We start from the raw sequence: 22,302 nt of genomic DNA, 5'->3' as shown, positions 1-22,302 counted from the left end.
TGCTCGCAAATCTAACAATAAAAAAAGTCATGTTTTTGAGAAAATTTCAACATGATAGCCAATCATTAAGATAATAAAAATCATCAAAACAACAAATAATCATTTGTTATTCCCTGAATAAAACTATCAATTTATATACAAAGGTCATGGAAGAAATGGTGATTAACTCTAATAGTTCTCTTGAGAATTTGCCCGGTTTAACTGAGCAAGAAAAACAGCAAATATTGGTGGAATGGAATAATACTAGAGTAGATTATCCTCAACACTTGTGCATCCATGAATTATTTGTAGCACAAGTAGAAAAAACCCCAGATAATATCGCTGTTGTTTTTGATGGGCAAAAACTTACATATCAAGAGTTGAATCACCAAGCCAATAAAGTAGCTCATTATTTACAATCTTTAGGTGTAGGAACAGAAGTTTTAGTAGGGATTTCTGTGGAACGTTCCCTAGAAATGATCATTGGCTTACTGGGTATTCTCAAAGCAGGTGCAGTATATCTACCACTAGATCCCACCTATCCCAAAGAACGGATATCCTTCATGCTCTCAGATTCCCAAGTGCAAGTGCTGTTAACACAGCAAAAATTTGTGGAAAGCTTTGCGGAAAGTGGAGTAAAAACAGTTTGTTTAGATCAAGATTGGGAATTAATCGATCGCCAAAATTCGGAAAATCCTACCAGCAATGTCACAGCAGAAAATCTCGCTTATGTGATTTATACATCTGGTTCTACAGGCACACCAAAAGGAGTTGCTGTACCCCATAGGGCTGTAAATCGCTTAGTATGTAATACCAATTATGTACAGTTTACAACCACTGACCGCACTGCCCAAGCTTCCAATACTTCATTTGATGCAGCCACCTTTGAAATTTGGGGAACTCTATTACATGGAGCTACCTTAGTCGGTGTACCGCAAAACGTTCTCCTTTCACCCTTGGATTTTGCTGATTACATCAGTGAACAAAAAATTAACATCTTATTTTTAACCACTGCCTTATTTAATCAATTAGCTAACATTGTTCCCCAGGCATTTAAAGACCTGCGATACTTATTATTTGGGGGTGAAGCTGTAGATCCGAAAACAGTTAGAGCAGTTTTGAAAAATGGCGCACCCCAGAATTTATTGCACGTTTATGGACCGACTGAAAGTACAACATACTCCTGTTTTTATCCAGTAGAAGATGTACCAGAAGGCGCAACAACATTACCCATTGGTCGCCCCATATCTAATACACAAATATATATACTAAACGAGCAACTACAACCTGTTCCCGTAGGTACTCCAGGGGAAATCTATATTGGTGGTGATGGTTTAGCGCGAGGCTACTTGAACCGTCCAGAATTAACTGAAGAAAGATTTATTTCTCATCCGTTTCATAATCCAAAATCTAAAATCCAAAATCCAAAATTGTATAAAACTGGGGATTTGGCGCGTTATTTACCAGACGGTAATATTGAATTTGTGGGGCGAGTTGATAATCAAGTTAAGATTCGCGGTTTTCGGATTGAACTAGGAGAAGTTGAAGCAGCTTTAAGTCAACACCCAGATATAAAACAAGCAGTAGTAATTGTTCGGGAAGATGTTCCTGGTGATAAACGGTTAGTTGCTTATGTTGTATCCGATCAAAAATCCCCAGTCACCGCCACAACCTTAAAAAGCTTCCTCGAAGACAAGCTACCCGCTTACATGATTCCAGGCGCTTGGATGGTGCTGCACTCCTTACCCTTGACCCCCAATGGTAAAGTTGATCGTCGTATTCTCCCAGCCCCTGCTCGTACACGCCCCGATTTAGAAGCAGCTTTTGTTGCACCCCGTAACTCTGTTGAAGAACAGTTAGCGACTCTCTGGACTCAGTTATTAGGACTGGATGTAGTGGGAGTCAATGATAACTTTTTCTGTTTGGGTGGTCATTCCCTGATTGTGACGCAAATGATTTCTCGGGCGCGGGAAATTTTCTCAGTCAATATATCTTTTGCCCAAGTATTTGCCAACCCCACCATAGCTGCTGTAGCCGAACTCATTGCCCAAGGTGGTGAAGAAATTCAATGGGAACGCCCCACCATTCAACACATTGCCCATGAAGGACTTGTACCAGTTTCCTTTTCCCAAGAGCGGATTTACTTTGTCCATAAATTAGCACCAGAAAACAGTGCCTACCAATTCCAGGCCACAATGGACATTAGAGGCAAACTGGATTTTGAAGCTCTAAAACGTTCTCTAGATGAGATTGTCAGACGGCATGAAATCTTCCGTACAACTTATCAAGAGGTGAATGGTAGGCTGTATCAAGTAATTCACCCACATCCAGGAGCCGCTTTTAGAGTCGTTGATCTGCGGCACATTCCTGAACCTGAACGACAAATAGAAGCACAAAAGTTAGTAGAGGCAGAACTGCTCACACACTTAGACCTAACCCAACTACCTATAGTGCAATGGGCAGTATTTCAGTTGAGCGACCAGGATTATATATTGACCCATGTGGAGCATCACATGGCCCATGATGGCTGGTCATTTAACGTCTTTTTAAGTGAGTTGGTAGCACTGTATGAAGCTTTCTGGGCGGGTAAACCTTCCCCATTACCGGAATTAAGTTATCAGTTTGCTGACTTTGCCACCTGGCAGCGTGAATGGGCGAAAACTCCAGAAGCTCAAGCGCAGTTAGTGTATTGGCAACAACAGTTAGCAGGGATGCCTCCGTTGTTGGAATTACCTTACGATCGCCCACGTCCCAAAGAGCAAACCTATAATGGCGAACACGCGCGGAAGGAATTGCCCGTTGATTTGTGCGAATCCCTGAGAGCTTTCAGTCATCAGCAAGGTGCAACCTTATTTATGACGATGTTGGAGGCTTTCATCATCCAGTTGCACCGCTACATTGGCCAAGATGATATTTTTATCGGTTCTGCGGTTGCCAATCGTCGGATGCACCAGATCGAGAAGATCATGGGTATGGTTGTCAATAACTTGGTTTTACGTACCGACGTTTCCGGAAATCCCACAGTGCGGGAATTACTTGATCGGGTGCGCCAAATGACAATGGAAGCTTACGCTAACGAAGATGTCCCCTTTGATAAAGTGGTAGAAGCGGTCAAACCAGTTCGCAACTTGAGCCATAATCCGCTGTTTCAGGTGATGTTTAGTTTCCATAACTCTGCCAAGCCTTATTTGAAATTCCCAGGCTTTGACTTCATCCTGCATGAACCTGCTAGTAACAAATCTGCCAAGTTTGATCTTGATTTCTTAGTTATCCCCCGGTTTGAACAAAGTGTACAGTACGGTGCAAAAACGGGAGCAAAAGGGATTACTCTGGATTTGGAATATAACAGCGACTTGTTTGATGCTGAAAGCATGGCAGCGATGCTAGAGCAATATGAACAGGTGTTAATTGAGATGGTAGCGAACCCAGATCAACAAATTGGCCAAATACCTCTAATTACCGCATCACAACAAAAACGATTAGGGGAATGGAATCAAACAAACCGGGAAACTACACAGAGTCAGTGTATCCATAAGTTATTTGAACTGCAAGTAGAATTAACACCGGATGCCGTAGCTGTAGAACAGGATGGTAAAAAATTAACTTACCGAGAATTGAGCGATCGCGCTAACAAAATCGCCCACTATCTGCAAAGTTTAGGAGTTAAACCAGAAACCTTGGTAGGTATTTGTGTTGATCGTTCCTTAGAAATGATTGCGGGGTTATTGGGTATTCTTAAAGCTGGTGGTGCTTACGTTCCCATTGATCCTGCTTATCCCCAAGAACGCATAGCGGAGATTATCACAGATACCCAACTCGGTATTTTACTTACACAAAATAGATATTTCGGTGAGGGAAGTCGAACTGTCCAGGAAAAACTGGCAGGTTATAGCGGACAAACCATTTGTTTAGATACAGATTGGGCGAAAATCGCTACCCAAAGTACAGCTAACCCAGTTAGTGATGTTCAGCTAAATAACCTGGCTTATATTATTTATACCTCTGGTTCTACGGGTAAACCCAAAGGTGTAATGATAGAACATCGTTCAATATTGAACTTTGTCACCACTGCCATTGATGAGTATGGTATCAATGCTCAAGACAAGGTTCTACAATTTGCTTCTGTTTGCTTCGATACATCCATAGAAGAAATCTTCCCCTGTCTTGCTGTTGGTGCAACCTTAGTGTTACGCACTGAAGAAATGCTCAACTCCAGCGATGATTTTTGGCGGTGTTGTCAAAAATGGCAGTTAACAGTTTTGGACTTACCCACAGCATACTGGCATCAATTAGTAACAGAACTGCAACCCCAAAACTCACCCATTCCTGGAAGTTTGAGAACTGTAATTATTGGTGGTGAAGAAGTACAACTAGAAAAAGTGCAACATTGGCATAATTGCACAGCGCACACTTCGACTTCGCTCAGTGACCATCTTTCCCCAGCACCCCAATTATTTAACAGCTACGGACCCACAGAAGCAACGGTAGTAACTACCTTAGAACGCCTCACCCCGGAAAATCGGTTCGACTTCGCTCACCGCACGACTTCTGTGAGCATTGGTAAACCCATTAGTAATGCCCAAGTTTACGTTTTAGATCAATATCAGCAACCTGTACCTATAGGAGTTCCCGGAGAATTACACATTGGGGGAGCAGGACTAGCTAGGGGATATTGGCAACGTCCTGAACTCACAGCAGAGAAATTTATTGAGAAGGCAGGAAGCAGGGGGCAGGAGGCAGAAGGGAATAACAGATTATATAAAACTGGGGATTTAGTCAGATTTAGAAGAGATGGCAATTTAGAATACCTGGGACGAGTTGATAATCAGGTAAAAATTCGCGGTTTCCGCATTGAGTTGGGAGAAATTGAGACAGTATTAAGACAACATCCCCAAGTATCCCAAGCGGTTGTTATTGCCCATCAAGAAATTACTGGACAAAAGCGATTGGTGGCTTATTTCGTACCCCAAGCACCACAACCAACAATTGACGAACTGCGCCAGTTTCTTAAACAGAAATTACCGAATTACATGATCCCGGCGGCGTTCATGGTGTTAGATAGCATACCCATGACCTCTAACCAAAAGGTAGATTATCGGGCTTTACCAACACCGGATTTTTCTCGCAGTGATGAACATAAATTTGCAGCACCACGCACATTAATAGAAGAGAAATTAGTGGCGATTTGGTCAGAAGTGCTGAGAATAGAAAACGTTGGCATTCACGATAATTATTTTGAATTGGGTGGAGATTCAATTCTCAGTATTCAGCTAGTTTCTAAAGCGAATCAGGCGGGTATTCAAATTGCCGCTAAACAGTTATTTAGGTATCAAACCATTGCGGAGTTAGCGACTGTAGCGGGTATGACTCGCCAAATCAACGCCGAACAAGGTTTAGTAACTGGTAAAGTTGGGTTAACACCGATTCAAAAATGGTTTTTTGAGCAGAAATTACCAGAAATCAATTACTTTAACCAGTCAGCCTTGTTAGAAGTTCCTGCTGATTTGCAACCTGAATTATTGCAGGAAGTGGTACAAAAACTTTTGGTACATCATGATGCTTTGCGAACTGCTTACAGCAGCGCTTCGCTATCGCAATTTGTCCAGGAAAGCGAAAACTGGCAGCAAATCCACACCGATGTCAAAGAAACAGTACCATTAAGTATCTTTGATTTATCGCACCTGTCAGCAGCAGAACAGGAAACAGCGATGAAAGCTAAGGATGCAGAACTGCAAGCTAGTTTGGATTTAGCGAAGGGAGAAATTGCCAAAGTTGCATTATTTCAATTAGGCAAGGATCGCCCCAGTTGTTTACTTTTCGTCATTCATCACTTAGCTGTTGATGGTGTGTCTTGGAGGATTTTATTGGAAGATTTAGCCACAGCTTACCAACAAATGAGCCGGGGTCAGATGATAAAATTACCAGAGAAAACAACATCTTGGAAATATTGGAGCGATCGCTTAACAGAATACGCTCAAAACCAAGCTGTCAAAGAGTTAGATTACTGGGTAAATCAATCTAATATTTCCACCAAACCTTTACCAATAGACTATGCTGCATCTGAAGAAAATAATACTCTAGCCTCAACTGCATCTGTGTCATTGGCCTTAAATGAAGAACAAACCCGCGCCCTATTACAAGATGTACCTGCTGCTTACAATACCCAAATTAATGATGTTTTATTAACAGCTTTAGTACAGAGTTTTGCCAATTGGACAGGAGAAAATTCTTTACTAATTGATTTAGAAGGACATGGAAGGGAAGACTTATTTGAAGATGTAGACCTTTCTAGAACTGTAGGTTGGTTTACCACATTATTTCCTGTGGGTTTAGAAATCACAGAAAATCAACCAAGGGAAGCATTAAAATCAGTCAAAGAACAACTGAGAAGCATTCCCAACCGGGGGATAGGTTATGGTGTATTGCGATATTTAAACACAGACACCAGCATCCGCAAAAAATTAGCTTCCCTCCCATCAGCGCAAGTTAGTTTTAACTACCTTGGACAATTTGATCAAGTTCTGAAAGCATCATCAGTGTTAGGTGAAGCTAAAGAATTTAAATCAGAACAAAGTGGATTAAATCGTCGTAGTCACCTATTAGGAATTAGCGGTTTTATTCGGGCTGGAAAACTAGAAATGACTTGGGCGTATAGTGATAAAATTCACAAGCGGGAGACTATTGAAAGGTTAGCTTCAGGATTCATGGAAGCATTAACAAACCTCATACATCACTGTCAATCAAAAGACGAGCAAAGCTATACCCCATCTGATTTCTCTGCTGCTAAACTCAATCAAAAACAGCTAGATAAATTCCTAGCCAAACTCAACAAGAAGAAATAAATAGGTAATGGGTAATGGGTAATGGGTAATTGGTTAATTCTTTCCAAGTCCCCAGTCCCCAGCGATGCACTGAGCTTGTCGAAGTGTCCCCAGTCCCCAGTCCCCAATCACCAACTCAGAGGAAATGTATGCAAAGTATCGAAGACCTTTATGAACTTTCACCCATGCAACAAGGGATGTTGTTTCATACCCTTTATGCACCAGAATCAGAAGTTTATTTTGAGCAGTTACTTTGTATACTTTCTGGGGAATTGAATTTTGCTGCATTCCAAAAAGCTTGGGAACAGGTTGTAGCCAGACATTCAATATTACGCAGTTCTTTCTTTTGGGAAGAAATAGAAAAACCCTTGCAAATGGTGAGTAAGCAAGTGGATCTTCCCTGGGAAAAATTAGATTGGCGACATTTAACAACTGATGAACAACAAGAGAAGTTAGAGGAGTTTCTCAAGAGCGATCGCCATAAGGGATTTGACCTCAATCAAGCTCCTTTAATGCGGTTTACCATCATTCAATTAACTGAGAACACCTATCAATTTATTTGGAGTCATCACCATATATTATTTGATGGTTGGTCAATGCAAATTATCATCAAAGAAGTTTTAGCTTTTTATGAAGCAAATCAACGGGGTGAATATTTAAGATTGTCACCAGTTCGACCTTATAAAGAATATATTGAATGGTTACAACAACAGGATCTTGAAAAAGCTAAACAATTTTGGCAACAAACATTAACAGGTTTTGAAACACCTACCTTAATAGGGAACAGGGAACTCTTAACAGGGAACAGAAGCAAAGGAATATATCAAGAAAAACGTTTTCAATTATCTCAAACGGTAACTGAAAAATTGCAAAATGCAGCACGACAACATCATTTAACATTAAATAATTTAGTACAGGGAGCATGGGGTTTATTAATTTCCTGCTATAGTTCGACTTCGCTCACTATAAACAGTGGCGAAAAAGATGTAGTTTTTGGAGCAACTGTATCCGGTCGTCAACCTGTAATAGACAACATAGAATCAATGGTGGGATTATTAATTAACACCATTCCCACCCGTGTAAAAATTGATCATCAAAAACAAATATTATCTTGGCTGCAAGAATTACAAACTCAAGCAATAGAACAAGAACAATATAGTTATTTTTCCCTAGCAGAAATTCAAAAAGTAAGTGATATTCTCCCAAGGATGCCATTATTTGAAAGTCTGTTAGTCTTTGAAAATTATCCCGTAGATTCCAGTAAACAAGACAAGGAAGAAACCTTAGATATTAGTCATCTGAGTTGTTTTGAAAGAACAAACTACCCATTAACAATAGTCATTAACCCTGGTTCACATTTAGGAGGTAGATTTGTTTATGATACTAGATCCTTTGATGAAACAACATTAGTCCGCATGATTGGACATTTCCAAACATTGCTAACAAGGTTTGCAGAAAACTTACAACAAAATATTTCACAAATATCTTTACTCAGTGCAGCAGAAGAACAAGAATTAATAATTTTAGAAAATCATCTAGAGAATCATCAAAATCAAGAAAATATTAATTATCAATGTGTTCATGTTTTATTTGAAGAACAGGTTGAAAAAACACCTGATAATATTGCAGTTGTTTATAAACAAGAAAATTTAACTTATCGAGAATTAAATAACCGTGCTAATCAATTAGCCCATCATTTAAAATCATTAGGAGTTAAACCAGAAACTAGGGTAGGAATTTGTGTTGAACGTTCCCCAGAAATGGTAATCGGAATACTCGCCATTCTCAAAGCTGGAGGTGCTTATGTACCATTAGATCCAGCTTATCCTATAGAAAGATTAGCTTTAATGCTGGAAGATGTACAAACACCCATCTTACTAACACAAACTCATCTACAAAATAGACTCCCACGAAATCAGCAAACAGTGGTGAATCTTGATACAGATAGGGAAATTATCGCCCAATATTCAGCAGATAATTTACCCTGTGAAGTTACTCCAGACAATTTAGCTTATATCATTTATACATCAGGTTCAACAGGAACACCAAAAGGAACAGAAGTTCCCCATCGTAGCTTTATCGGTTTTATGTTTGGTGTTGATTATATTCACCTTGATGAAAACCAGATTTGGCTACAACATTCATCTGTTTCTTGGGATGGACTCACCCTAGAAATGTGGCCACCATTGCTTTATGGTGGACGTTGTGTACTTTATCCAGAAAAAATTCCTACAGCAGAAAAATTAACCCAAATTATTCAAGAACAAAAAGTTAACACTCTTTGGTTAACTTCCGCTTTATTCAATATGATGATTGATACAATGCCACAAGGTTTATTAGGCATTAAACAACTGCTTATTGGTGGAGAATCTTTGTCTATAAATCATGTGCGTCTTGCTTTAGAACTATTACCAGAAACTAAAATCATCAACGGTTATGGTCCTTCAGAATGTACAGTATTTACCTGTTGTTATCCCATTCCTGAAAAACTAACTGAAAATTTCAAATCTATTCCCATTGGTAAACCCATTGGAGACAGAACAGTTTATATATTAGATACTCATTTACATAGAGTTCCTATTGGTGTTCCTGGTGAACTATATGTAGGTGGTGCGAGTGTTGCTAGAGGTTACTTAAATCAACCAAAATTAACCAGAGAAAGATTTATTTCTAATCCTTTTATTGCAGGAGATACCCTTTACAAAACAGGGGATTTAGTCCGGCGTTTACCTGATGGGAATATAGAATTTATTGGACGAATTGATACACAGGTAAAACTGCGTGGTTTTAGAATTGAATTAGCAGAAATTGAAGCAGTTTTAAATCAACATCCTGACATTCAACAAGTTGTAGTAATGGCGCGGGAAGATGAACCAGGTAAGAAATTATTAGTAGCTTATTTGGTAGCACAGGATAATGTACCAACTCCCAGCAGTTTGAGAAACTTTCTCAAATCAAAACTGCCAGATTACATGATTCCTGCTGCTTTCGTAATTTTAGAGAATTTACCCTTAACTCCTAATGGTAAAATCAATCGTCGTGCTTTGCCAGTTCCTGATACTTCTCAAAGAAATCTAGAAGTTGATTTTGTTCCACCTAGCACTGATACAGAACAAGAATTAGCAGATATTTGGCAGGAAGTTCTGAAATTAAAACAAGTGGGAATTAACGATAACTTCTTTGAATTAGGAGGACATTCCTTACTAGCTACTCAAGCAATTTCTCGTTTAAGAGAAGTCTTTTCTCTTGACTTTCCTTTGCGTTACTTATTTGAAAATCCCACTATTGCCGAACTTGCCCAAAAAGTCATAGAACAACAAATTGAGCAAGCAGAAAATGATGAACTGGCAAGGATTTTAGCAGAAGTAGATCAATTATCAGAAGAGGAGGTGACACAACAACTACTTATAGATTAATAGAAAAATAACCTTCTAAATATTCATCTTTTGTCTACTCTCTCCGTGTCCTTTGCTTCTCTGTGGTGCGATAAAAAATAAATTTCAACAAAAATATTATGAGCGACTTACTAAAACAACTTGAAAAATTATCACCAGAAAAACGAGCATTAGTTCTACAAAAACTAAAAAAGCAACAACAAACCCCACTCCTCAAACCAGTATCACGGGAAAACCCCCTTCCCCTCTCCTTTGCTCAACAAAGACTGTGGTTTATTGACCAACTAGAAGGAGAAAATGGTGTTTATAACGTGCCATTTTTCTGGCAAATTAGCGGTATTTTAAATATTAATGCTTTGGAAAAAGCCATTCTAGAAATTGTCCAACGTCATGAAATTTTACGCACTAGCTTCTCTGTTGTTAATGAATCACCCATACAGGTAATTCACAGCCAACCTACGTTAAAAATAGAAGTCCTAGACTGGGGACAAGTACCAGAAAAAGACCAATTCAGCAAAGCGCAACATTTAGCAACAGCAGAATTACAACAGCCATTTGATTTATCGAAAGCTCCTTTATTACGAGTAAAATTACTGCAACTAGCTGATCAATCTCATTTGCTTTTATTGGTCATTCATCACATAGTTTGTGATGGTTGGTCAATGGATATTTTCCGTAAAGAATTGTTCAGTCTTTACACCGCTTTTTGTAATGGAGAATCTTCCTCTCTACCTGCATTATCTTTACAATATGCTGATTTTGCTCACTGGCAAAGGTCATATTTACAAGGAGAAACTTTAAATAAACAACTCAATTACTGGCAACAACAATTAGCAGAGGTTCCCCCATTATTAGAATTACCTACCGATTATCCACGTCCATCAGTCCAAAGTTTTCGCGGACGTAGTGAATTTATCCAAATTAATTTAGATTTAACACAAAAATTAAAGCGGTTAAGTCAGGAGTCAGGAACTACTTTGTTTATGACTTTACTGGCAGTATTTGCGCTGTTATTGTCTCGTTATAGTAATCAAAATGATATTGTAGTTGGTTCTGCGATCGCCAATCGTAACCGCAGAGAAATAGAACCCTTAATTGGCTTTTTTGTCAATACTTTAGCTTTGCGTACCAACTTACAAGGAAATCCTACTTTTATAGAATTACTGCAACGGGTAAAACAAGTAACTTTAGATGCTTATGATCATCAAGATTTACCATTTGAAAAATTAGTTGATGAATTAGGATTAGAGCGATCGCTTGCTCATCATCCCCTATTTCAAGTCGCTTTTGGTTTACAAAGTGGAACTCCCGAAACACTTTTAATTCCTGGTTTAACTCTCACCCGCTTTGAGTGGGAAAACACCACAACATTCTTTGATTTATCCTTAATTTTCCGGGAAACTCCCCAAGGTTTAACTGGAGAATGGGAATATGCAACGGATTTGTTTGCAGAGACAACTATTCAAAGGATGGTGCGCCATTTTGAGGTTCTGGTACAGCAAATTATTGATAATCCCCATCAATCAATTAATACTCTATCTTTGCTGACTCCAGATGAAATTCAGCAACTAAAAACATGGAATCATACACAAACAGAATATCCTCAAGATAAAACTCTTGTTGACTTATTTGAACAGCAAGTTATTAAGAATCCTAATAATTTAGCTGTAGTTTTGGCATCTGAAAGTCTAACTTATCAACAGTTAAATGCAAAAGCGAATCAACTAGCTAATTACTTAATTGAAAATTACCCAATACAACCAGATACCTTAATCGGTATTTCTGTAGAACGTTCTTTGGAAATGATTGTTGGTATTTTAGGGATTCTGAAAGCTGGTGGTGCTTATGTACCCATTGATCCCAACTATCCCCAAGAACGAATTGAGTTGATGTTAGCAGATTCTGGAATATCGGTTTTATTAACTCAAAGTTGTTTAGTAGATAAATTACCTTTAGATAGTTTAGAAAATACTGTTAAAGTTGTTTATTTAGATGAAGAAAGAGACAAATACCCATTGTCAATTGTCAATTGTCCATTGTCAACTGTCAATTACAATAATTTAGCTTATGTAATTTATACCTCTGGTTCTACAGGTAAACCCAAAGGAGTAATGATTGAACATCAAGGAATTGTTAATTTAGCTTTAGCTTGGAGTGAAAAATTCCAAGTAAAAAATGAAAGTCGTTTACTACAATTTGGTTCTTTTAGTTTTGATTTATCCATTGGTGAAATTGCGACTGCTTTACTAGCAGGTGCTTGTTTATATTTAGGCAATAAAGATACTTTATTACCTGGTGAAAGTTTAGTTGATTTTTTAACTAAACACAAAATTACTCATGGGTTTTTATCTCCTTCGGCTTTATCTGTTTTACCAAAAGTGAGTTTCCCAGATTTACAATATCTGGCTGTTGGTGGAGAGGCTTGTTCGGCTGAATTGGTAAGTCAGTGGGGAACAGAACAACATTTATACAATTGTTATGGTCCGACAGAATCTACTGTGACGGCTGCTATTTATCTTTGTCAACCTAATAGTCAGATAAACAGCAAAAAACCACCAATCGGTAAACCATTACCTAATATCCGTATTTATATTTTAGATGCCAATAATCAACTATTACCCCCTGGTATCCCCGGTGAATTGTGTATTGCAGGAATAGGTTTAGCGCGGGGTTATCTTCATCGTCCTGATTTAACAGCCACAAAATTTATTGATATTAACTTATTTGGTAAATCTGAACGGATTTATAAAACCGGTGATTTAGCTAAATGGAATAATGAAGGATATTTAGAATATTTGGGTCGCATTGATGAACAAGTAAAATTACGGGGTTTTAGAATTGAACTGGGTGAAATAGAATCACTATTATTACAACATCCATCAGTTAAAGAAGCTGTGGTGATTTTATATGAAACTGATAACAATCCCAGGTTAATTGCCTATGTTACAGAGTCAGAAAAAACCGCTGGCTTGGCGTTTAAGGGGGTAATTGAAGTAAGAGAATACCTCAAAAATCGCTTGCCAAATTATATGATTCCTAGCCAGATTATGGTTTTGGAAAACTTGCCCTTGACTGCTAATGGAAAAATAAACCGTCGTGCATTACCAGCACCAAACACAGCCACTGCTGCTGATTTGGAAATACCAGTAACTCCCACAGAAGAACTACTCGCTAGTTTATGGCAAAGTTTATTAAAAGTTAACTCTGTTGGTCGTTCTGATAACTTCTTTGAATTAGGTGGAAATTCCCTGTTAGCAACTCAATTAGTTGCCCGCATTCGTGATATTTTCAGGGTAGAAGTACCTGTTCGTAAGATATTTGAGCAAAGCATTTTATCTGAGTTGGCGAGGGAAATTGATCAAGCATCTGCGAGTGTGGCTTTACCTCCTATTTCACCCCAGTCAGAAAATGAACCAAAAACTCTGTCTTTTGCCCAATCAAGACTTTGGTTTATCGCTCAACTGGAAGGAAAAGGAACTTCTTCCACCTATAATATGCCGATCGCACTCCAACTAGACGGTAAATTAAATGTAGAGGCTCTCCGGCAAAGTTTAACTTATTTGCTAGAACGGCATACAAGTTTACGCTCTTATTTCCCAGCCTTAGAGGGAGAACCCCAAGTAGTAGTTCAAAATATTGAAGATATAGAAGTATTAGAAATTGCGGACTTACAAACACTCGATCCTCAGACACAAGCGGAAACTGTACAACGGTTAGCAGATAGCCATGCACAAGCACCCTTGAACTTAAACACTGGACCCCTGTTCAAAGCCAAACTACTGCAACTAAGCCGGCAAAAAAATGTCCTACTGATTAATATGCACCACATTATCAGTGATGGCTGGTCAATGGGTGTCTTTAAACGGGAATGGGAACAAGCTTATGCTGCTTATGCTGTGGGTTCTACTCCCAACCTATCACCATTACCGATTCAATATAGTGATTATGCAGCTTGGCAGCGCAATTGGTTACAGGGGGAAATTTTAGCCAGTCAAGAAAATTATTGGCAACAACAACTAGGTGATGCACCTCGTGTACTGGAGTTACCAACTGATTATCCTCGCCCAGCACAACAAAGTTATCAGGGTGAACATGAGGAATATTGTTTAAGCAGGGAACTAACACAGCAACTCAAAGTCCTGAGTCAAAAACACGGGGTGAGTTTGTTTATGACCCTGTTAACGGCTTTTAGTATTTTACTATCGCGTTACAGCCGCCAAGAAGATTTATGTATTGGTAGTGCGATCGCTAACCGCACCCATAGCTATACAGAAGGGTTAATCGGCTTTTTTGTCAACACCTTAGTATTGCGAAGCAAAATCAAGCCAGAGCAAAGTTTTAGTGAATTACTCCAACAAACTCGCCAAACTTGCTTATATGCTTATGCTCATCAAGACATTCCCTTTGAGTATCTGGTAGAAAAACTACAACCAGAACGCAGCCTCAGCCGTAATCCCCTATGCCAAGTGATGATAGCTTTACAAAACACCGAAGGCGTAGGGAAAAATGTTAGTTTACCTGGGTTAGATATTAAAACATTCGAGCAAAGTTTCCCTTTTGCTAAATTTGACCTGGGACTTGATCTGCGGGAACATAACCAACAACTCAACTGTGTCTGGGAATATGCCACCGATTTATTTGCGACGGACACAATTAAGCAGATGGCGAGACACTTTGAAGTTTTGCTAACAGCAATTATAGCAAATCCCCAGCAGCCTATCAGTAAGCTACCACTCATTACCACAGCAGAAATTCAACAATTGCAAGCGTGGAATCAAACAGATAGCGATTACCCGCAAGACCAAACACTGGTAACTTTGTTTGAACAACAAGCCGCAAAAAACCCTGATCAAACTGCAATAGTTTTTGCAGATAGCAGCCTTACCTATCATCAGTTAAATCAAAAAGCCAATCAAGTGGCTCATTACCTAATTCAAAATCACCAAATTCAGCCAGACACCTTAATTGGTATTAGTGTTGAACGCTCTTTGGACATGATTATTGGTGTACTCGGTATACTCAAAGCAGGTGGCGCATACCTACCGATTGATCCCAATTATCCCCAAGAACGAATTAAGTTCATGTTAGAAGATTCTGGGACATCGGTATTATTCACCCAAAGTTTCCTCAAACACCAATTACCAACTAATCAACTAGAAAACCCACCTCAAGTAATTTGTTTAGATCAGGAAACGTTTGCTCAGGAGTCAAAAGAAAATCCCCTGTCTCAAAGTACACCCAATGATTTAGCTTATGTCATTTACACCTCTGGTTCTACAGGACAGCCCAAAGGGGTAATGATTGAGCATCGCGCAATTGTCAATTTAAGTTTGGTTTGGGCGCAAACTTTTCAAATTCAACCCCAAAATCGCTTGTTGCAATTTGGTTCTTTTAGTTTTGATTTGTCTATTGGTGAAATTGCCACTAATTTAGTCAGTGGTGCTTGCTTGTATTTGAGTGATAAAGAAACTCTGTTACCTGGCCAAAGCTTAGTTGACTTTTTAAGTGAAAACAAAATTACTCACAGTTTTCTTTCTCCTTCAGCCTTATCTGTCTTACCAAAGGTGAGCTTCCCTGATTTACAATGTGTGACTGTTGGTGGAGAGGCTTGTACTGCTGAATTAGTTAGTCAATGGGGAACAGAACAACGTTTATATAATTGCTACGGACCGACAGAAACCACTGTGACTGCGGCATTAGCTCCTTGTCAACCTAATGGCAAAAAACCACCTATCGGTCAACCAATATCTAATCTCCGCATCTATATATTAGATCCACACAACCAACCATTACCCCCAGGAATACCAGGGGAATTGTGCATTGCTGGTGTGGGTTTAGCCAGAGGTTATCTCAACCGCCCGGAATTAACTGCCGAAAAATTTATTGAAGTTGAATTATTCGGTAAAACTGAGAGGATTTATAAAACTGGTGATCTAGCCCGTTGGCTAACTGACGGCAATTTAGAATACTTAGGCCGCATTGACCATCAGGTAAAAATACGTGGTTTTCGGATTGAATTAAGTGAAATTGAAGCGACATTAGTTCAACATCCCAAAATTCAGGAAGCAGTTGTCACTGTTCGAGAAGAAACTGATCTCGATAAACGCTTGGTAGCTTATGTTGTACCAACAGCAACAGAAGACAACACAAACCCAGATGAATTGGTGGAATTGTGGGAAGACATTTTTAATACTAACTATGCTCACCAAACAACGCCCACTGACGACCCCACCCTAAATATAGTTGGTTGGAATGATAGCTACACAGGCCAACCCATTCCCCCAGGCGCGATGCAAGAATGGCGAGATACAACCGTTGAGCAAATTCTTGAACTTCAACCCGAAAGAGTTTGGGAAATCGGGTGCGGTTCAGGGATGTTATTGTTTAAAGTCGCACCCCATTGTCAGCATTATTTTGGTACAGATTTTGCGCCAGAGGCATTGCAGTACATATCACAATATCTAGAACAGCAGTCACTCCAAGAAAAAGTTACCTTAAAAACTGGTGCTGCTCATCAGTTTGATGGTATTGAAACCAATGCTTTTGACTTAGTAATCATCAATTCTGTAATTCAATATTTCCCCTCTTTAAATTACCTGTTGTCAGTTATTGAAGGGGCAATTAAAACTGTCAAGAATCAAGGCAAAATCTTGATTGGAGATGTGCGAAATCTCCACTTATTAGAGGCTTTCCACACCGCAGCCGATTTTTATCGCGCCCCTGATGATTTATCAATTCAGGACTTGCGCCAACAAATTCAAAACAGCATTCGCACCGAAGAAGAATTATTAATTGACCCTGATTTCTTTATCGCCCTCAAGCAAAGATTTCCTCGGATTAGTCATGTCCAAATTGAATTAAAATGGGGTTACAGTCATACGGAAATGAGCCGTTTTCGTTATGACGTTGTTTTGTACTTAGATCGGGCAGATATTACCCTGAAGCAACCGGAATGGTTAAATTGGCAAGAGCAACAGTTGAATCTGGAAACAATCGAGAGAATTTTAACCACCCAGCAACCAGACTTACTAGGGATTAAAAATATTCCTAATGCTCGTCTAATTCCAGAAATGGCGTTGTTAGAAAAAATTCCTCAATTAGATGGTACTGTCACCGACTTAAAAGCAGTAATTTCCCAAGCCCAATCAGGTATAGAACCAGAAACTTTCCGAAATTTAACGCGAGATTTGCCCTATAAGGCGTTTATTCAATATAGCTCCACAGGATTTGCTGATTATGATGTTGTGTTTCAACGCCACATTCCTGGAGAGGTGACAACACCAAAATTTGCGACAAAAGGCAATTGGCGACTGAAACCTTGGCAAAATTACGCCAACCAACCTTTACAATATCGCAACAGTCAATTAGATCCAGCTTTATTAGCAGAATGGCGGGATTTTCTGGGCAAAACTCTGCCTGATTATATGATTCCTAGCCATTTTGTGGTGTTGGAAAAACTGCCACTGACACCAAATGGCAAAATAAACCGTAAAGCCTTACCTGCACCAGATCAAATTGTCACCACAAAAAATATTGAATTACCTGTTACAGAAACAGAAAAATCCCTGGCGCAGATATGGGCAAGGTTACTCAAATATGAAGCCATAGCCCGACAAGATAATTTCTTTAACTTGGGAGGACATTCATTACTCGCTACCCAACTGTGTTATCGCATTCGTGACACTTTCAATATAGAACTGCCACTGCGTCAAGTATTTGAGACTCCCACCCTCATAGACTTGGCAAATTATATAGATAGTTGCCTTTGGGTTAATTCGACAACCACAGATATACAACCTTTAAACTCAGACGAAGAGGAAATTGAACTATGACCATAACACACAATCAGCAAATAGTTTCTTTAATGCTTCGTTTGCAGAACATGGGCTGCCGAATTTGGGCTGAAGATGATAAGTTACGGATTCGGACTAGCAAAAATGCCCTGACTGCGGAACTGAAGCAGGAAATTCAAAACCACAAAGCAGAGATTCTCACCTTCTTGAAAGCTGCTAAAACACAAGCTGTGATCACCGCAGAAATTCCTGCTTTAAGTGCTGACTCTCCCAAGCTTCCGTCCTTTGCTCAACAACGTCTCTGGCTATTAGCACAACTCCAAGGGTCATCAGCTACTTACAATATGCCGATCGCTTTACAACTGAACGGCAACCTGAATATTGATGCCCTACATTCTAGTTTGGCTTATCTGCTGAATCGGCACGAGAGTCTGAGGATGTATTTTCCTACAGTTGCCGGACAACCACAAGTTGCCATCCGCAGTTTAGACGAAATCACAGTTTTAACAGTACAAGATTGCCGGGAATTAGGGACTGGGAACAAGGGAGAGCTTGATTTAGATACCCAATGCCCAAATATCCAAGATTTAATTGACGCTCATGCACAAGAACACTTTGACTTAAATACTGGCCCTTTGTTTAAAGCTAAACTGCTGCAATTGGAGGTTTATCCTGAGCGAAGCCGAAGGGAGCAAAAATCTGTCTTGTCCATCAATATGCACCACATTATCAGTGATGGCTGGTCAATGGGAGTATTTTTGCGGGAGTTATGGCAGGCTTATATTGCTTATTCTCAAGGTCAAACCCCAACTTTTGCTCCTTTACCGATTCAATACAGTGACTATGCAACTTGGCAACGCCACTGGTTACAAGGAGAAGTATTAGAAAAGCAAATTGATTACTGGAAACATCAACTAGGTGATGCTTCCCCATTACTGGAATTACCTACTGATTATCCTCGTCCAGCGCAACAAAGTTACAGAGGCGATCGCTATATTTATTCTCTCTCACCGCAATTAACTACTGCTGTTAATGCTTTTAGTCAACAGCAAGGCGTAAGTTTATATATGACTTTGTTGGCTGCTTTGAGTATTTTACTATCTCGTTACAGTCGGCAAGAAGACTTATGTATTGGTTCTCCCATTGCTAACCGCACCCATAGCCAGACTCAAGGGTTAATTGGCTTTTTTGTCAATACTTTGGTTATGCGTCAGCAAATCAAACTAGATCTAAGTTTTATTGAGTTTTTACAACAAACTCGCCAAACCTGTTTAGATGCTTATGCTCATCAAGACGTTCCCTTTGATGTGCTGGTAGAAAAGTTACGACCAGAACGCAGTATGAGCTATAACCCTTTATTCCAGGTCATGTTTACCCTGGAAAATAATGAAAGTCCAGATTTGGATTTATCAGGGTTAGACATTGAATGGTTGGGAGTTAAGGGTGCGATCGCTAAGTTTGACTTAACCCTGATGGTGATCGAAGATGATCATCAGTTAAATTGCTCTTGGGAATACGCCACCGATCTATTAGCAAGGGTTACTATCCAACGGATGGCGGAACAGTTTGCAGTTCTGCTTCAAGGAATTATTGATCATCCCCACCAATCAATCAATACTTTACCTTTGATGACAGGAGAAGAACTGCTAAAACTACAACGCTGGAATCAAACTCAAACCGATTATCCTGAAGATAAAACTTTAGCTCAACTATTTGAACAACAAGCAGCAAAAACCCCCGATCAGGTTGCAGTAGTTTTTGACGACTACAGCCTAAACTATCAACAATTGAATCAAAAAGCTAATCAATTAGCTCATTATTTACGGCAAAATTACCAAATTCAGCCGGACACTTTAATTGGTATCTGCGTTGAACGGTCTACAGAGATGGTGATTGGTTTACTTGCCATCCTCAAAGCTGGTGGTGCTTATGTGCCAATTGACCCTAATTATCCCCTAGAGCGGATAGGGTTGATGTTAGCAGATTCTGGGACATTGGTGTTACTGACTCAAAGTTTCCTCTTAGACCGATTACCTTTATCTCAACTGCAAAACCCACCTCAAGTAATTTGTTTAGATGAGGAAATTTTTGCTGGGGAGTCCACAGCAAATCCGCGTCCTCACAGTCAGCCGAATGATTTGGCTTATGTAATTTATACCTCTGGGTCTACAGGAACACCAAAAGGAGTAACAGTTCCTCAAAAAGCTGTTAATCGCTTGGTGTTGAACACTGACTATGTGCAGATCCAACCTACAGACAGAGTTGCTCAAGCTGCGAACATTGCTTTTGATGCTGCTACCTTTGAAATTTGGGGAGCGATCCTGAATGGAGCAACGCTGGTGGGAGTTAATCAAGATGTACTGCTTTCACCTCAGAAATTTGCTACGTACATCCGAGACACAGAAATTAGCATCCTATTCTTGACCACAGCTTTATTTAATCAGTTAGTTAGTGCTGTCCCTCAGATATTTAATTCTCTGCGATGTTTGTTGTTTGGTGGGGAGGCCGTTGATCCCAAAACAGTCGAGCAGGTACTTACTCAAGGTTCTCCCCAAAGATTCCTTCATGTATATGGGCCGACAGAAAACACCACATTTTCCTCTTGGTACTTGATAGAGGATGTACCAGCAAAAGCGATTACCATTCCCATCGGTAGGGCGATCGCTAACACCCAACTCTACATCTTAGACAAATATCTGCAACCTGTACCCATTGGTTTACCAGGAGAATTACACATCAGTGGTGCAGGGTTGGCGCGGGGTTATCTCAACCGTCCCGATTTGACTGCCGAAAAATTTATGGAAATTGAATTATTCGGCAAAACTGAGCGCATTTACAAAACTGGGGACTTAGTAAGATGGAAACCTGATGGCAATATCGAGTTTATTGGTCGTATTGATAACCAAATTAAACTCCGTGGTTTCCGCATAGAATTGGGTGAAATTGAATCAGTCTTGTTGCAATACCCTACTGTCAAAGAAGCAATTGTTACTGTACATAAAACTGAAAATAATCAGAGTTTAATTGCATATCTAACAGGAATTACCCCTGATTTATCGCCCCAATTGAAAAATTACCTGAAAACTCGTCTACCTGATTACATGATTCCTGCTCAGATCATGGTTCTAGACGAGTTACCCTTAACCCCCAATGGCAAAATTAACCGGCAAGCTTTACCTACTCCTAATATTGGGGTTCAAGGTTCATACACACCACCACGCAACAAATTCGAAGCACAATTAGCGCACATTTGGTCTGCTATTCTGGAACGTCAAGAAATTGGCATTCATGATAACTTTTTCGATTTGGGCGGCCATTCTTTATTAGCAGTCAAATTACTCAATCTTGTACAACAAGAGTTTGGACAACAACTGGCTTTGAGCAGTTTATTTCAGAATCCTACTATTGCTCAACTAGCACAAACATTAGGTAATAGGGAGATGGAACAATCAAATTCTGATTTAGTACCGATTCAGCCTCTAGGAGATGCAACCCCCCTATTTTGTGTATCTGGCTCTAACGGACACAGCTTCTATTTTCGAGATTTGGCAATCAATTTAGGCATTGAACATCCTGTCTATGGACTCGATGCACCAGGAAGAGACGGACTGAGCATACTTCCTCACTCAGTAGCTGACCACGCAAGTCAACTAATTGCCCAATTACGTCAACAGCAACCTCAAGGACCTTATATATTGCTGGGGTACTCTTCCGGTTGTAGTGTCGCTTTTGAAATAACTTCCCAACTGGAGCAGCAAGGTGAAAAGGTGAGTTTACTAGCTATCTTGGATGCGGGATTGGTTTCTAATCCGGAACATTTCAAAAATAGAGCAGATATTGATTGGATTTGGCAAATAATCCAACGCATCGAAGCTTTAAAAGGAGTTTCTCTCGGTTTAGAATACGCTAATTTAGCGGCTCAAAGCGATGACGAATCCCGTTGGGATTTGGCGGCAAGTTATCTATACCGTCATAATGCCCTACCGGAACACTCCAGCCTTGCTTTACTCAAAACTAATATGCAAGTGATGAGAGTGCAGACGCTCAATTACGTAAATTATCAGCCTGTTCATCGAATTTCTGCCCCGATTGTTTTATTCCGTGCTGAAGACGTGCCGGAAATAGTAGTGCGAGAACTCCAAGCACTGACCAATTACGATTTACCGGACTGGGGATGGCAAGCTTACACACCAAACCCTGTGAAGGTAATATCTGTACCTGGAAATCACGGACGGATGCTTTATGAACCCCATGTCAAAACCTTAGCTTCACACTTACGGCTGATGATGATTTAATCAATAAATCACTCATAAT

Annotated in this window: 4 protein-coding genes; all 4 read left to right on the top strand. The window is 39.7% G+C overall.

What is annotated here, in order from left to right:
• Nucleotides 1–146: 146 nt before the first annotated feature.
• A complete protein-coding gene (locus FFR48_RS00720; protein WP_137666033.1) occupies nucleotides 147–6,821 on the top strand; it encodes a non-ribosomal peptide synthetase in 6,675 nt (2,224 codons plus the stop codon).
• 128 nt (nucleotides 6,822–6,949) lie between these two features.
• On the top strand, nucleotides 6,950–10,216 hold the full coding sequence (locus tag FFR48_RS00715; protein ID WP_137666039.1) for a non-ribosomal peptide synthetase: 3,267 nt from the start codon (nucleotides 6,950–6,952) through the stop codon (nucleotides 10,214–10,216).
• Nucleotides 10,217–10,314: 98 nt separating this feature from the next.
• Nucleotides 10,315–18,027 carry a non-ribosomal peptide synthetase gene (locus FFR48_RS00710; protein WP_137666032.1) on the top strand — a complete coding sequence of 2,571 codons (7,713 nt, stop codon included), beginning with the start codon at nucleotides 10,315–10,317 and terminating at the stop codon, nucleotides 18,025–18,027.
• The gene (locus FFR48_RS00705; protein ID WP_137666031.1) at nucleotides 18,024–22,283 is read left to right on the top strand and encodes a non-ribosomal peptide synthetase; all 4,260 of its coding nucleotides are present in this window, start codon (nucleotides 18,024–18,026) and stop codon (nucleotides 22,281–22,283) included. Before FFR48_RS00710 ends, FFR48_RS00705 begins: the two co-directional genes overlap by 4 nt.
• Nucleotides 22,284–22,302: the final 19 nt, after the last annotated feature.

This window comes from Sphaerospermopsis reniformis, from assembly GCF_005402885.1.
GTDB lineage: Bacteria > Cyanobacteriota > Cyanobacteriia > Cyanobacteriales > Nostocaceae > Sphaerospermopsis > Sphaerospermopsis kisseleviana.
This window is presented reverse-complemented; position numbering and strand designations above follow the sequence as displayed.